This is a genomic window from Pseudomonas sp. JDS08PS003 (assembly GCF_045013505.1).
Classification (GTDB): Bacteria; Pseudomonadota; Gammaproteobacteria; order Pseudomonadales; family Pseudomonadaceae; genus Aquipseudomonas; species Aquipseudomonas protegens_B.
On record NZ_CP120724.1, the window covers coordinates 1,433,457 to 1,446,714 of the forward strand.

A 13,258-nucleotide genomic window follows, 5' to 3' on the forward strand; every position below is an offset into this window, starting at 1 on the left:
CAGTACGCAAAAAGGGGGCTTGGCCCCCTTTTTGCCAACTCGAAAATCATTTCGTCTTTGCGCCCTGACAGTTTCTGTAATGCGGGGCTGTTATGAAATGAGTTCGAGGTAGCGCCCAAGAATTGAACGCCCGTTCGATCGGGTGGAATGGTTGAAAACCTATCCAAGAGGATTTTGAAAATGGCAGAGATTACTGCAGCGTTGGTCAAAGAACTGCGCGAGCGTACCGGCGAAGGCATGATGGATTGCAAAAAGGCCTTGACCAAGGCTGGCGGCGACATCGAGAAAGCCATTGATGACATGCGTGCTTCCGGCGCCATCAAGGCTGCCAAGAAAGCAGGCAACGTAGCTGCTGAAGGCGCTATTGCCATCAAGGACGACGGTAAAGTCGCTGTCCTGCTGGAAGTGAACTCGCAGACCGACTTCCTGGCTCTGCAGGACGACTTCAAGGCATTCGTTGCTGCCAGCGTGGAAAAAGCTTTCGCTGACAAGCTGACCGACGCAGCTCCGCTGATCGAAGCTCAAGAAGCTGACCGTCTGATCCTGGTGGGCAAGACTGGCGAGAACGTCAACATCCGTCGTCTGGCTCGCGTTGAAGGTGACGTGGTCGGTACTTACCTGCACGGTAACAAGATCGGTGTTGCGGTTGTCCTGAAGGGCGGTTCCGTTGACCTGGCCAAAGACATCGCCATGCACGTAGCGGCAAGCAACCCTGAGTTCCTGCTGCCGTCGCAAGTTTCCGCCGAAGCCATCGAGCGCGAAAAAGCTGTGTTCCTGCAGCTGAACGAAGACAAGATGAAAGGCAAGCCAGCCGAAATCGTTGAAAAAATGATCGCTGGCCGTATCAGCAAGTTCCTGGCTGAAGCCAGTCTGGTTGAGCAGGCTTTCGTCAAGGATCCAGAAATCACCGTAGGTGCTCTGGCCAAGAAAGGCGGCGCTGAAATCGTTTCCTTCACCCGTTTCGCAGTAGGTGAAGGCATCGAGAAGAAAGAAGACAACTTCGCTGAAGAAGTTGCTGCACAACTGGCTGCTGCCAAGCAACAGTAAGACGGTTTTTCAACTGTCGCCCAGAAGAGGCTGCCCGCTCACGCGCGCAGCCTCTTTTCAAATGGGCAGGGTAATTTTGTTGTTTATCCTCGGAACCGGTTTACAAAGTCGTGTTCTGATGGCGCTGTGACAGCGTCAAGCTAGAGTGAACGCAGGCTGCAAACAGCCCGCAAAGAATTTTTAAAATACGCCGCAGGAGAGATTCGCAATGGCTCAGCAGGGCAGTGGTTATCAAGCTCGCTATAAACGCATTCTACTCAAGCTTAGCGGCGAGGCCCTGATGGGCTCGGAAGAGTTCGGGATCGACCCCAAGGTGCTGGACCGCATGGCGCTGGAAGTTGGCCAACTGGTCGGCATCGGTGTGCAGGTCGGTCTGGTGATTGGTGGCGGTAACCTGTTCCGCGGCGCGGCACTGAGTGCTGCCGGGATGGATCGGGTCACAGGCGACCACATGGGCATGCTGGCCACTGTGATGAACGCCCTGGCCATGCGCGACGCGCTGGAACGTGCGAATATCTCGGCCATCGTGATGTCGGCTATTTCCATGGTGGGTGTGACCGATCACTATGACCGTCGCAAGGCAATGCGCCACCTGAACTCCAAAGAGGTGGTGATCTTCGCGGCCGGTACCGGTAATCCGTTCTTCACTACCGACTCCGCAGCCTGCCTGCGAGCCATCGAGATCGATGCCGATGTCGTGCTCAAGGCAACCAAGGTCGACGGTGTTTACACTGCAGACCCGTTCAAAGACCCGCATGCCGAGAAGTTCGATCATCTGACTTACGATGAAGTGCTGGATCGCAAGCTGGGAGTGATGGACCTGACGGCCATCTGCCTGTGTCGCGACCATAAGATGCCGCTGCGGGTATTCAACATGAACAAGCCCGGCGCCCTGCTGAACATCGTGCATGGTGGCGCTGAAGGAACCCTGATCGAGGAAGGCGAGCAATGATCAACGAAATCAAGAAAGACGCTCAAGAGCGCATGAAGAAATCCCTGGAGTCCCTGGCGCATGCATTCAGCCGCATTCGTACTGGCCAGGCTCACCCAAGCATCCTGGCGGGTGTGATGGTGCCTTACTACGGCGCTGATACGCCGATCAATCAGGTGGCAAACGTTACCGTGAAAGATGCCCGCACCCTGCAGGTCGTGGCTTTCGAACGCAACATGCTGGCGGCCGTGGACAAAGCGATCCAGAGCTCCGGCCTGGGCTTCAACCCGACCAACCTGGGCGAACTGCTGCTGATCACTATGCCGGCCCTGACTGAAGAGACCCGTAAGGGCTTCACTAAGCAGGCTCGTGAAGCGGCTGAAGACGCTCGCATTGCGGTGCGTAACGTGCGTCGTGACGCGTTGAGCCAGTTCAAGGATCTGGTCAAGGAAAAAGAGATCAGTGAAGACGACGAGCGTCGTGCTGCTGACGATATCCAGAAGCTGACCGACAAGTTCGTGGCGGAAATCGAAGTGGCCGTTAAGCAGAAAGAAGCGGACTTGATGGCCGTATAAGGGTCAGGCGTTTTCATGGAAAAGACCAAGCAGCCAGTATCGTCCTCGGTACCGCGACATGTCGCGATCATCATGGACGGTAACAACCGCTGGGCAAAAAAACGCTTTATGCCGGGTGTTGCCGGGCATAAAGCGGGTGTTGACGCGGTACGTGCAGTGATTGAAGTGTGTGCCGAGGCCAAGGTCGAAGTGCTGACCCTGTTTGCCTTTTCCAGTGAAAACTGGCAACGCCCGGCCGATGAAGTCAGTGCCTTGATGGATCTGTTCTTCAAGGCGCTGCGGCGTGAGGCCAAGCGTCTTAACGAGAACAACATCAGTCTGCGGATTATTGGCGACCGATCGCGCTTCCATCCCGAGCTACAGGCGGCGATGCGTGAGGCGGAGGCCATTACTGCGGGCAGTGATCGTTTCATTCTGCAGATTGCTGCCAATTACGGCGGCCAGTGGGATATCGCCCAGGCTGCCCAGCGCCTGGCGCGTGAGGTCCAGGCCGGGCATCTGCGTCCCGAGGACATTACTCCGGGCCTGTTGCAGACCTGTCTGGCAACCGGCGACTTGCCGTTGCCTGACCTGTGCATCCGTACCGGTGGCGAGCATCGCATCAGTAATTTCCTGCTGTGGCAGCTGGCTTATGCCGAGCTGTATTTCTCCGACCTGTTCTGGCCGGACTTCAAACACGAAGCCATGCGCAATGCGCTGGCCGATTACGCCTCTCGACAGCGACGCTTCGGTAAAACGAGCGAGCAGGTCGAGGCTGGAGCCCGGGTTTAATGCTTAAACAACGAATCATTACTGCGCTGATCCTGCTGCCGATCGCCTTGTGTGGGTTTTTCCTGCTCGAGGGATCGGGTTTTGCCCTGTTCATCGGTTTAGTGGTGAGCCTGGGTGCCTGGGAGTGGGCGCGTCTGGCAGGTTTCGAGGCGCAGCCGGCTCGGGTGGCTTACGCGGTCGCGGTCGCGGCGCTGCTGTTCTTGATGCATCTGGTGCCGGGTGTTGCGCCTTGGGTGCTGGGTGCCGCGGTGCTGTGGTGGGGGCTGGCGACTTTCCTGGTGCTTACCTATCCGCGCACCAGTGAGCAATGGTCCGGGGCGGCCCCCAAGCTGCTGATCGGCCTGTTGATCCTGTTGCCGGCCTGGCAGGGCCTGGTGTTCATCAAGCAGTTGCCGCTGGGCAATTGGTTGATCATGGCGGTAATGGTGCTGGTTTGGGGGGCAGATATCGGTGCCTACTTCTCCGGCAAGGCCTTCGGCAAGCGCAAGCTGGCTCCTCAGGTGAGTCCTGGCAAGAGCTGGGAGGGCGTCTATGGCGGCCTTGCATTGAGCCTGGTGATCACCGCAGTGGTCGGGCTGGTGCGTGACTGGACCTTTGGGCAGATTCTGCTGGGGCTGTTGGGGGCTGCCATTGTGGTCTTTATTTCGGTGGTCGGTGACCTGACCGAGAGCATGTTCAAGCGTCAGTCCGGCATCAAGGACAGCAGCAATCTGTTGCCTGGGCACGGTGGTGTGCTTGATCGGATCGACAGTCTGACAGCGGCCATTCCGGTGTTTGCGGTGCTGCTGTGGATGGCTGCACTGTGAGTCGTGTGCAACAGATCACGGTTCTGGGGGCTACAGGCTCCATTGGTCTGAGTACGCTGGATGTGATAGCTCGTCATCCGGACCGCTATCAGGTGTTTGCCCTTACCGGGTTCAGCCGCCTGGCTGAGCTGCTGGCATTGTGCGTGCGCCATGTGCCGCGTTTTGCGGTGGTGCCCGAGTTGGCGGCGGCGAGGACTTTGCAGGACGATCTGCGAGCTGCTGGCCTGTCGACTCGAGTGCTGGTGGGGGAGCAGGGTTTATGTGAAGTCGCTTCGGCGCCTGAAGTCGATGCGGTAATGGCAGCAATTGTCGGGGCTGCGGGCCTGCGCCCGACCCTGGCGGCGGTGGAGGCCGGCAAAAAGATCCTCCTGGCCAATAAAGAAGCGCTGGTGATGTCCGGCGCACTATTCATGCAGGCGGTAGGCAAGAGCGGCTCGGTGCTGCTGCCTATCGACAGCGAGCACAACGCGATTTTCCAATGCATGCCTGGGGATTTTTCCCGGGGCTTGAGTCAGGTCGGGGTGCGACGGATTCTGTTGACCGCCTCGGGCGGTCCATTCCGTCAGACGCCTCTGGCCGAGCTCGAGCATGTTTCGCCGGAACAGGCGTGTGCCCATCCTAATTGGTCCATGGGGCGCAAGATCTCCGTGGATTCGGCGAGCATGATGAACAAGGGGCTGGAGCTGATCGAGGCCTGCTGGTTGTTCGATGCCAAGCCTTCCCAGGTCGAGGTGGTGGTGCATCCGCAGAGCGTGATTCATTCCCTGGTGGATTATGTCGACGGCTCAGTGCTTGCACAGTTGGGTAATCCGGATATGCGCACGCCTATCGCCAACGCCCTGGCTTGGCCGGAACGTATCGACTCCGGTGTGGCCCCGTTGGATCTGTTCGCGATTGCCCGTCTTGACTTCCAGGCGCCCGACGAGCAGCGGTTCCCTTGCCTGCGTCTGGCGCGTCAAGCTGCCGAGGCGGGTGACAGTGCTCCGGCGATGCTCAATGCGGCCAATGAAGTGGCTGTTTCGGCCTTTCTTGATCGGCGCATCCGTTACCCGGAGATCGCGAGTATCATCGACGAAGTTTTAGCCCTTGAGCCTGTAGTTGCAGTCAATGAGCTCGATGCAGTGTTTGCGGCAGATGCCAAGGCCCGAAGCCTGGCAGAACAATGGTTGCAGCGTAACGGGCGATAGGATTCGCGACCGGGCGAGTGGCGGCGAATAGGATTGCGGAGAAAGTAGATGAGCGCGCTCTATATGATTGTCGGCACCCTGGTAGCCCTGGGTGTGCTGGTCACCTTCCACGAATTCGGTCACTTCTGGGTCGCGCGTCGCTGTGGCGTCAAGGTGCTGCGTTTCTCCGTGGGCTTTGGCATGCCGTTGCTGCGCTGGCACGATCGCCGCGGTACCGAATTTGTGATCGCCGCCATCCCTCTGGGTGGCTATGTGAAAATGCTCGACGAGCGTGAAGGCGAAGTGGCCCTCGATGAGCTCGACCAGTCCTTCAATCGCAAGTCCGTACGCCAGCGTATCGCTATTGTTGCCGCTGGCCCGATCGCCAACTTCCTCCTCGCTCTGGTGTTCTTCTGGGCCCTGGCGATGCTGGGCAGCCAGCAGGTACGACCAGTCATCGGCGATGTTGAGGCGGGCAGTATCGCCGCCAAGGCTGGGCTCAGTGCCGGCGAGGAAATCGTTGCCATCGATGGTGAGCCGACTTCCGGCTGGGCGGCGGTGAATCTGCAGTTGGTGCGCCGTCTTGGTGAAAGTGGAACGCTGCAGGTGCAGGTGCGCGAGCAGGGTGCGACGGTTGATTCTCCTCGTCAATTGATGCTGGACAAGTGGCTCAAGGGCGCCGACGAGCCGGACCCGATCCGCTCTCTGGGGATTCGCCCATGGCGCCCGGCGCTGCCACCGGTGCTGGCTGAACTCGATCCGAAAGGCCCGGCCCAGGCTGCCGGCCTGAAAACCGGCGATCGTCTGCTGGCGCTGAATGGGCAATCGCTCAATGACTGGCAGCAAGTGGTTGATTGGGTCCGTGTGCACCCTGATACGAAAATTGTGCTGCATGTCGAGCGCGATGGTGCTCAAATCGACGTCCCCGTGACCTTGGCCAGCCGCGGCGAAAGCAAAGCACCCAATGGCTACCTGGGGGCAGGGGTGAAAGCTGTCGACTGGCCAGCGGAGATGCTTCGCGAGGTCAGTTACGGCCCGCTGGAGGCGATTGGCGAAGGGGCCCGACGGACCTGGACCATGAGCGTCCTGACCCTCGAATCACTGAAGAAAATGTTGTTCGGCGAGCTCTCGGTAAAAAACTTGAGTGGACCGATAACCATTGCTAAAGTGGCGGGCGCTTCTGCCCAGTCGGGCATTGCTGATTTCTTGAATTTCCTTGCTTATCTGAGTATTAGCCTGGGTGTTCTGAATTTGTTGCCCATCCCGGTACTGGATGGTGGGCATTTGTTGTTTTATCTGATCGAGTGGGCGCGTGGTCGTCCCTTGTCGGATCGGGTGCAAGGTTGGGGGATACAGATCGGTATCAGCTTGGTGGTCGGAGTCATGCTGCTTGCTCTGGTCAACGATCTGGGTCGTCTGTAACGCTTCGCTGAATTGCGAATCTGCCGCATTTTGCGGCAGTTTGTTTATTGCCAGTTGGAATAAGAAAGGACTTCATGAAACGTCTGCTGCTAACTGCGGTTCTCACCGTATTGATGATCGCCGAAGTTCACGCCGAGTCCTTCACTATCTCCGATATCCGCGTCAACGGCCTTCAGCGCGTTTCCGCGGGTAGCGTCTTTGGTGCCTTGCCGTTGAACGTCGGCGAGCAGGCGGACGACCGTCGCCTGGTGGAATCCACTCGTGCGCTGTTCAAAACCGGCTTCTTTCAAGACATTCAGCTGGGCCGCGATGGCAACGTCCTGGTCATCACGGTAGTCGAACGGCCGTCGGTTGCCAGTATCGAGATCGAAGGCAACAAGGCGATCTCTACTGACGACCTGATGAAAGGACTCAAGCAGTCCGGCCTGGCGGAAGGTGAAATCTTCCAGCGTGCGACCCTTGAAGGCGTGCGTAACGAGCTGCAGCGTCAATATGTCGCTCAGGGCCGTTACTCGGCCACCGTTGAAACCGAAGTCGTGCCGCAGCCACGTAACCGGGTTGGCCTGAAGGTCAAGATCAACGAAGGCACAGTCGCAGCCATCCAGCACATCAACGTGGTAGGCAACACCGTCTTCCCCGATGAGGACCTGATCGGCCTGTTCGAACTCAAGACCACCAACTGGCTGTCGTTCTTCAAGAACGACGACAAGTACGCCCGTGAAAAACTCTCCGGTGACCTGGAGCGTCTGCGTTCCTACTATCTGGATCGTGGCTATATCAACATGGATATCGCTTCGACCCAGGTGTCCATCACTCCGGACAAGAAGCACGTCTACATCACCGTCAACGTCAACGAAGGCGAAAAATACAGCGTTCGTGACGTGAAGCTCAGCGGTGACCTGAAAGTCCCTGAAGATCAAGTCAAGGCGCTGTTGCTGGTGGAGAAGGGCCAGGTGTTCTCGCGCAAGCTGATGACCACCACTTCCGAACTGATCACTCGTCGTCTGGGTAACGAGGGCTACACCTTCGCCAACGTCAACGGCGTGCCTCAGCCTCATGATGAAGACCACACCGTGGACATCACCTTTGTGGTGGACCCGGGCAAGCGTGCCTACGTCAATCGCATCAACTTCCGCGGCAATACCAAGTCCGAAGACGAAGTGCTGCGTCGTGAGATGCGCCAGATGGAAGGCGGCTGGGCTTCGACCTACCTGATTGACCAATCCAAGACCCGTCTTGAGCGTCTGGGCTTCTTCAAGGAAGTCAACGTCGAGACCCCGGCTGTACCGGGTGTTGATGACCAGGTTGATGTGAACTACGCGGTTGAAGAGCAGGCTTCCGGTTCGATCACCGCCAGCGTTGGTTTTGCCCAGAGCGCCGGTCTGATCCTCGGTGGTTCGATCACCCAGAACAACTTCCTGGGTACCGGTAACAAGGTCAGCATTGGCCTGACCCGCAGTGAATACCAGAGTCGCTACAACTTCGGCTACGTTGACCCCTACTGGACCGCCGATGGCGTGAGCCTGGGTTACAACGCCTTCTATCGCACCACTGACTACAAAGACCTCGATGTCGACGTGGCCAGCTATGCGGTGGACAGCCTCGGTGCTGGCGTCAGCGTGGGCTATCCGATCAGTGAGACTTCGCGTCTGACCTTCGGCCTGACTGCGCAGCAGGACAAGATCAAGACCGGCCTGTACACCGTCGACGAAATTTTCGATTTCGTGAACAAGCAGGGCGACAGCTACCTCAACTTCAAGGCGTCGGCCGGCTGGTCCGAGTCGACTCTGAACAAAGGTGTACTGGCCACTCGTGGTCACTCGCAAAGCCTGGTTCTGGAAACCACTACTCCAGGTAGCGATCTGTCGTTCTTCAAGCTCGACTACCGTGGCCAGTTGTTCACTCCGCTGAGTGAGAACTACACCATGCGCTTCCATACCGAACTGGGTTATGGCGACGGCTTTGGTGATACCAAGGGCTTGCCGTTCTACGAGAACTACTATGCTGGTGGTTTCAACTCGGTACGTGGCTTCAAGGACAGTACGTTGGGTCCGCGCAGTACTCCGAGTCGTGGTGCGAAAGTCACGGGTAACGTCGGTACAGCTGCTGACCCGGATCAGGATCCACTGCCATTCGGCGGTAACGTATTGATCCAGGGTGGTGCCGAGTTGCTGTTCCCACTGCCTTTCGTCAAGGATCAACGCTCGCTGCGTACCTCCTTGTTCTGGGATGTGGGTAACGTCTTCAACTCTCGCTGTGAAAGCACGTCCAACACCATTGCGGCGTCGAATGTGAAAACGCAGTGCAACGATATCAGCCTGAGCAATCTGGCCAGTTCGGTGGGTGTTGGTGTGACTTGGGTCACTGCTCTGGGGCCATTGAGCTTTGCCCTGGCGATGCCGATCAAGAAACCGGATGACGCTGAAACTCAGGTGTTCCAATTCTCTCTCGGTCAGACTTTCTAAGAGCTTGACCCAAGATAACGACAATGGATTTTGTAGGGGTGCATCGTGCGTAAGTTGACTCAATTGGTTCTCCTGGCCTCCGTACTGGTCGCGAGCCCGGCATTCGCCGAAATGAAAATCGCTGTTCTGAACTATCAGATGGCGCTGCTGGAATCCGATGCGGCCAAGAAGTACGCAGTGGATGCCGAGAAGAAATTCGGTCCGCAACTGACCAAGCTGAAAACCCTGGAAAGCAGTGCCAAGGGGATTCAGGACCGCCTGGTTGCCGGTGGCGACAAAATGCAGCAAGGCGAGCGTGAGCGTCTGGAGCTCGAGTTCAAGCAAAAGGCTCGGGATTTCCAGTTCCAGTCCAAGGAGCTGAACGAAGCCAAGGCTGTTGCTGACCGTGAAATGCTCAAGCAACTGAAGCCGAAGCTGGACAGCGCCGTTGAAGAAGTCATCAAGAAAGGTGCTTTCGACCTGGTTTTCGAGCGTGGCGCAGTGATCGATGTCAAGCCTCAGTACGACATCACCCGCCAGGTTATCGAGCGCATGAATCAGCTGAAGTAAGCCATGACCGCGACCATAAAACTCGGCCAGTTGGCCGAGTTCCTCGGCGCCACCCTGAGTGGTGACCCGGAGAAGGAAATCACTGGGCTAGCCACCTTGCAGGAGGCTGGCCCAGCTCAGTTGAGCTTTTTGGCAAATCCGCAATATCGCAAGTACCTGGTGGACTGCCAGGCCGGCGCGGTATTGCTGAAGGCCGCTGATGCCGAGGCTTATGCCGGCGATGCATTGGTGGTGGCCGATCCTTATCTGTCCTACGCCCGTATTTCCCATCTGTTCGATCCCAAGCCCAAGGCGCCAGTGGGTATTCATCCGTCTGCGGTGATTGCCGCCGATGCACTGGTGGACCCGGCGGCCAGCGTTGGCCCGTTTGCAGTGATCGAGAGCGGTGTGCGGATTGCGGCCGGAGTGACCATCGGTGCCCACTGCTTTATCGGTGCCCGCTGCGAAATCGGCGAAGGCGGCTGGCTGGCCCCGCGGGTGACCCTGTACCACGACGTGCGTATCGGCAAGCGGGTAGTCATCCAGTCGGGTGCGGTGCTCGGCGGTGAAGGCTTCGGCTTCGCCAATGAGAAAGGCATCTGGCAGAAGATCGCGCAGATTGGCGGTGTGACCATCGGTGACGATGTGGAAATCGGCGTCAATACGGCGATTGACCGCGGCGCCCTGGCAGATACCGTCATCGGTAACGGCGTGAAGCTGGATAACCAGATTCAGATTGCCCACAACGTCCAGGTCGGTGATCACACTGCCATGGCTGCTTGTGTGGGAATTTCCGGCAGCACCAAGATCGGCAAGCACTGTATGCTCGCCGGCGGTGTGGGCCTGGTAGGGCACATCGAGATTTGTGACAACGTATTCCTCACTGGAATGACCATGGTGACCCACTCGATTACCGAGCCGGGCGCTTACTCTTCCGGTACGGCCATGCAACCTGCTGCCGAGTGGCGCAAAAGCGCGGCACGCATCCGTCAGCTCGATGACCTTGCGCGGCGTTTGCGCCAGTTGGAAAAGCGCGTTGGGGACGTGACCCCTGACGGCAATGCTTCATCAGATGGCTGATACCATTTCCATATCAAGTGTGCACAGCCGCTAGACTGCCTCCTTGATTTGCTAGAGGGGCGTGCGTTAGTCGCGCGCTCCCACTCTTTACTACAGGCTTCCCCCCGAAATGATGGACATCAACGAGATTCGCGAATACTTGCCTCACCGTTACCCTTTCCTGTTGGTGGATCGGGTAGTGGATCTGGATGTCGAGGGCAAGTGCATTCGTGCCTACAAGAATGTCAGCATCAACGAACCATTCTTCAATGGTCACTTCCCAGCGCATCCGATCATGCCGGGCGTGCTGATTATCGAGGCCATGGCGCAGGCTGCGGGCATTCTCGGTTTCAAGATGCTCGACGTGAAGCCAGCCGACGGCACCCTTTATTACTTCGTCGGCTCCGACAAGCTGCGTTTCCGTCAGCCTGTGCTGCCGGGTGACCAGCTGATTCTTGAAGCCAAGTTCATCAGCTGCAAGCGCCAGATCTGGAAGTTCGAGTGCCAGGCGTCGGTAGACGGCAAGCCTGTCTGCTCCGCTGAAATCATCTGTGCGGAACGCAAACTATGAGTTTGATTGACCCTCGCGCAATCATCGATCCGACGGCCGTCCTGGCCGACGACGTTGAGGTTGGCCCGTGGTCGATCGTCGGCGCTGGTGTGGAAATCGGCGAGGGTACAGTGATCGGGCCCCATGTGATTCTCAAGGGCCCTACCCGGATCGGTAAGCACAACCGCATCTACCAGTTTTCCTCGGTAGGTGAGGACACGCCTGATCTCAAGTACAAGGGCGAGGAAACCCGCCTGGTTATCGGTGACCACAATGTGATCCGCGAAGGCGTGACCATTCACCGTGGCACTGTCCAGGACCGTGCCGAAACCACCCTGGGCGATCACAACCTGATCATGGCGTATGCCCACATTGGCCATGACAGTGTCATTGGCAACCACTGCATCCTGGTCAACAACACTGCGTTGGCCGGGCATGTGCACGTGGATGACTGGGCGATTCTCTCCGGCTTCACCCTGGTGCATCAGTACTGCCATATCGGCGCCCACAGCTTCTCCGGCATGGGCACGGCCATAGGCAAGGATGTGCCGGCATTCGTCACGGTGTTCGGCAACCCTGCCGAAGCCCGCAGCATGAACTTCGAAGGCATGCGCCGTCGTGGCTTCAGCGAAGATGCAATCCATGCACTGCGTCGCGCCTACAAGACGGTCTATCGTCAAGGGCTGACGGTGGAGCAGGCCTTGGCCGAGCTGGCCGAGCCAGCTGTACAGTTCCCCGAAGTCGCGGTCTTTCGTGACTCGATCCAGTCTTCGACTCGCGGCATCACCCGTTAATCATGAACACTCTGCGTATTGCGCTGGTGGCTGGCGAAGCCTCCGGCGACATTCTCGGCGCCGGTTTGATGCGGGCCCTCAAGGCTCAGCACCCGGCTGTCGAATTCATGGGCGTCGGCGGTCCGCTGATGGAGGCCGAAGGCCTCACTTCCTACTTTCCCATGGAGCGCCTGGCGGTCATGGGGCTGGTGGAGGTTCTCGGGCGCCTGCGTGAACTGTTGGCTCGGCGCAAGAAGCTGATCCAGACCCTGATCGCTGAAAAGCCGGATGTGTTCATCGGTATCGATGCCCCGGATTTCACCCTGAATATCGAACTCAAGCTGCGTCAGGCCGGGATCAAGACGGTGCACTACGTCAGCCCGTCGGTCTGGGCCTGGCGGCAGAAACGGGTACTGAAGATTCGCGAAGGCTGCGATCTGATGCTGACCCTGTTTCCCTTCGAGGCCCGCTTCTATGAAGAGAAGGGCGTACCGGTGAAGTTTGTCGGCCACTCGCTGGCCGATGCCATTCCGCTGCAAGCCGATCGCGCTGCAGCGCGTGTGGAGCTGGGCTTGCCTGATGGTCCGCTGGTGGCCTTGATGCCCGGCAGCCGTGGCGGCGAAGTAGGGCGCCTGGGTGCCTTGTTCCTCGATGCCGCCCAGCGGTTGCGAGCCATGCGCCCCGGTGTGCGCTTCATCATGCCGTGTGCCAGCGCGGAACGTCGGGTCCAGCTGGAAGAGTTGCTGGCCAGTCGTGACCTGCCGCTGACCTTGCTCGATGGTCAGTCCCACAAGGCCCTGGCCGCTTGTGATGCGGTGTTGATCGCCTCCGGTACCGCGACTCTGGAAGCCTTGCTCTACAAACGTCCTATGGTAGTGGCCTATCGCCTGGCGCCGCTGACCTTCTGGATTCTCAAGCGCATGGTCAAGAGTCCGTATATTTCCTTGCCGAACTTGCTGGCTCAGCGTTTGCTGGTGCCTGAGTTGCTGCAGGACGACGCCACTGCCGAGGCCCTGGCTCAGACGCTGTCGCCGCTGATCGATGGCGGTGAAGAGCAGACCCGCGGCTTTGACGAGATCCACCGAACCTTGCGCCGTGATGCGTCCAACCAGGCCGCACAAGCGGTGCTTGGGCTGATCGGCAAAACCCTGTGAGTAATTCAAAG

Annotated in this window: 13 protein-coding genes; all 13 read left to right on the forward strand. The window is 58.4% G+C overall.

Annotation, left to right across the window (positions count from 1 at the left end; genetic code table 11):
* The first annotated feature begins 180 nt into the window (after nt 1-180).
* The 13 genes from tsf to lpxB all read left to right on the forward strand — a co-directional run bounded on the left by tsf (nt 181) and on the right by lpxB (nt 13,247).
* The gene (gene tsf / locus P7C00_RS06435; RefSeq protein WP_346635931.1) at nt 181-1,047 is read left to right on the forward strand and encodes a translation elongation factor Ts; all 867 of its coding nucleotides are present in this window, start codon (nt 181-183) and stop codon (nt 1,045-1,047) included.
* A gap of 208 nt (nt 1,048-1,255) precedes the next feature.
* Entirely contained in the window at nt 1,256-1,999 is a 744-nt protein-coding gene (pyrH, locus tag P7C00_RS06440) for a UMP kinase (protein ID WP_011059526.1), read from the forward strand.
* A complete protein-coding gene (frr, locus tag P7C00_RS06445; protein ID WP_123727653.1) occupies nt 1,996-2,553 on the forward strand; it encodes a ribosome recycling factor in 558 nt (185 codons plus the stop codon). Before pyrH ends, frr begins: the two co-directional genes overlap by 4 nt.
* Nucleotides 2,554-2,568: 15 nt before the next feature.
* On the forward strand, nt 2,569-3,324 hold the full coding sequence (uppS, locus tag P7C00_RS06450) for a polyprenyl diphosphate synthase (protein ID WP_317071628.1): 756 nt from the start codon (nt 2,569-2,571) through the stop codon (nt 3,322-3,324).
* Nucleotides 3,324-4,130, forward strand: a complete 807-nt coding sequence (locus P7C00_RS06455; protein WP_346635923.1) for a phosphatidate cytidylyltransferase — start codon at nt 3,324-3,326, stop codon at nt 4,128-4,130. The genes uppS and P7C00_RS06455 overlap by 1 nt, the downstream gene beginning before the upstream one ends.
* Nucleotides 4,127-5,317, forward strand: a complete 1,191-nt coding sequence (ispC, locus tag P7C00_RS06460; protein ID WP_346635922.1) for a 1-deoxy-D-xylulose-5-phosphate reductoisomerase — start codon at nt 4,127-4,129, stop codon at nt 5,315-5,317. The genes P7C00_RS06455 and ispC overlap by 4 nt, the downstream gene beginning before the upstream one ends.
* 48 nt (nt 5,318-5,365) lie before the next feature.
* The gene (gene rseP / locus P7C00_RS06465; RefSeq protein ID WP_404938337.1) at nt 5,366-6,718 is read left to right on the forward strand and encodes a sigma E protease regulator RseP; all 1,353 of its coding nucleotides are present in this window, start codon (nt 5,366-5,368) and stop codon (nt 6,716-6,718) included.
* A 74-nt stretch (nt 6,719-6,792) separates the two neighbouring features.
* Nucleotides 6,793-9,183 (forward strand): outer membrane protein assembly factor BamA, encoded by a 2,391-nt coding sequence (bamA, locus tag P7C00_RS06470; RefSeq protein WP_346635920.1) that lies wholly within the window; start codon nt 6,793-6,795, stop codon nt 9,181-9,183.
* A 45-nt stretch (nt 9,184-9,228) separates the two neighbouring features.
* Nucleotides 9,229-9,732, forward strand: coding sequence for an OmpH family outer membrane protein (locus P7C00_RS06475; protein WP_102861373.1), 504 nt, complete (start codon nt 9,229-9,231; stop codon nt 9,730-9,732).
* A gap of 3 nt (nt 9,733-9,735) precedes the next feature.
* Entirely contained in the window at nt 9,736-10,791 is a 1,056-nt protein-coding gene (lpxD, locus tag P7C00_RS06480) for a UDP-3-O-(3-hydroxymyristoyl)glucosamine N-acyltransferase (RefSeq protein WP_346635919.1), read from the forward strand.
* Nucleotides 10,792-10,900: 109 nt separating this feature from the next.
* On the forward strand, nt 10,901-11,341 hold the full coding sequence (fabZ, locus tag P7C00_RS06485) for a 3-hydroxyacyl-ACP dehydratase FabZ (protein ID WP_007924058.1): 441 nt from the start codon (nt 10,901-10,903) through the stop codon (nt 11,339-11,341).
* Nucleotides 11,338-12,114, forward strand: a complete 777-nt coding sequence (gene lpxA, locus P7C00_RS06490) for an acyl-ACP--UDP-N-acetylglucosamine O-acyltransferase (protein WP_346635918.1) — start codon at nt 11,338-11,340, stop codon at nt 12,112-12,114. Before fabZ ends, lpxA begins: the two co-directional genes overlap by 4 nt.
* A 2-nt stretch (nt 12,115-12,116) precedes the next feature.
* Entirely contained in the window at nt 12,117-13,247 is a 1,131-nt protein-coding gene (gene lpxB / locus P7C00_RS06495; protein WP_404938339.1) for a lipid-A-disaccharide synthase, read from the forward strand.
* Nucleotides 13,248-13,258: the final 11 nt, after the last annotated feature.

Bases quoted from the DNA above. Each gene is read 5' to 3' on its own strand.
- tsf (WP_346635931.1), top strand. From the start codon at position 181: ATGGCAGAGATTACTGCAGCGTTGGTCAAAGAACTGCGCGAGCGTACC.
- pyrH (WP_011059526.1), top strand. From the start codon at position 1,256: ATGGCTCAGCAGGGCAGTGGTTATCAAGCTCGCTATAAACGCATTCTA.
- frr (WP_123727653.1), top strand. From the start codon at position 1,996: ATGATCAACGAAATCAAGAAAGACGCTCAAGAGCGCATGAAGAAATCC.
- uppS (WP_317071628.1), top strand. From the start codon at position 2,569: ATGGAAAAGACCAAGCAGCCAGTATCGTCCTCGGTACCGCGACATGTC.
- P7C00_RS06455 (WP_346635923.1), top strand. From the start codon at position 3,324: ATGCTTAAACAACGAATCATTACTGCGCTGATCCTGCTGCCGATCGCC.
- rseP (WP_404938337.1), top strand. From the start codon at position 5,366: ATGAGCGCGCTCTATATGATTGTCGGCACCCTGGTAGCCCTGGGTGTG.
- bamA (WP_346635920.1), top strand. From the start codon at position 6,793: ATGAAACGTCTGCTGCTAACTGCGGTTCTCACCGTATTGATGATCGCC.
- lpxD (WP_346635919.1), top strand. From the start codon at position 9,736: ATGACCGCGACCATAAAACTCGGCCAGTTGGCCGAGTTCCTCGGCGCC.
- fabZ (WP_007924058.1), top strand. From the start codon at position 10,901: ATGATGGACATCAACGAGATTCGCGAATACTTGCCTCACCGTTACCCT.
- lpxA (WP_346635918.1), top strand. From the start codon at position 11,338: ATGAGTTTGATTGACCCTCGCGCAATCATCGATCCGACGGCCGTCCTG.
- lpxB (WP_404938339.1), top strand. From the start codon at position 12,117: ATGAACACTCTGCGTATTGCGCTGGTGGCTGGCGAAGCCTCCGGCGAC.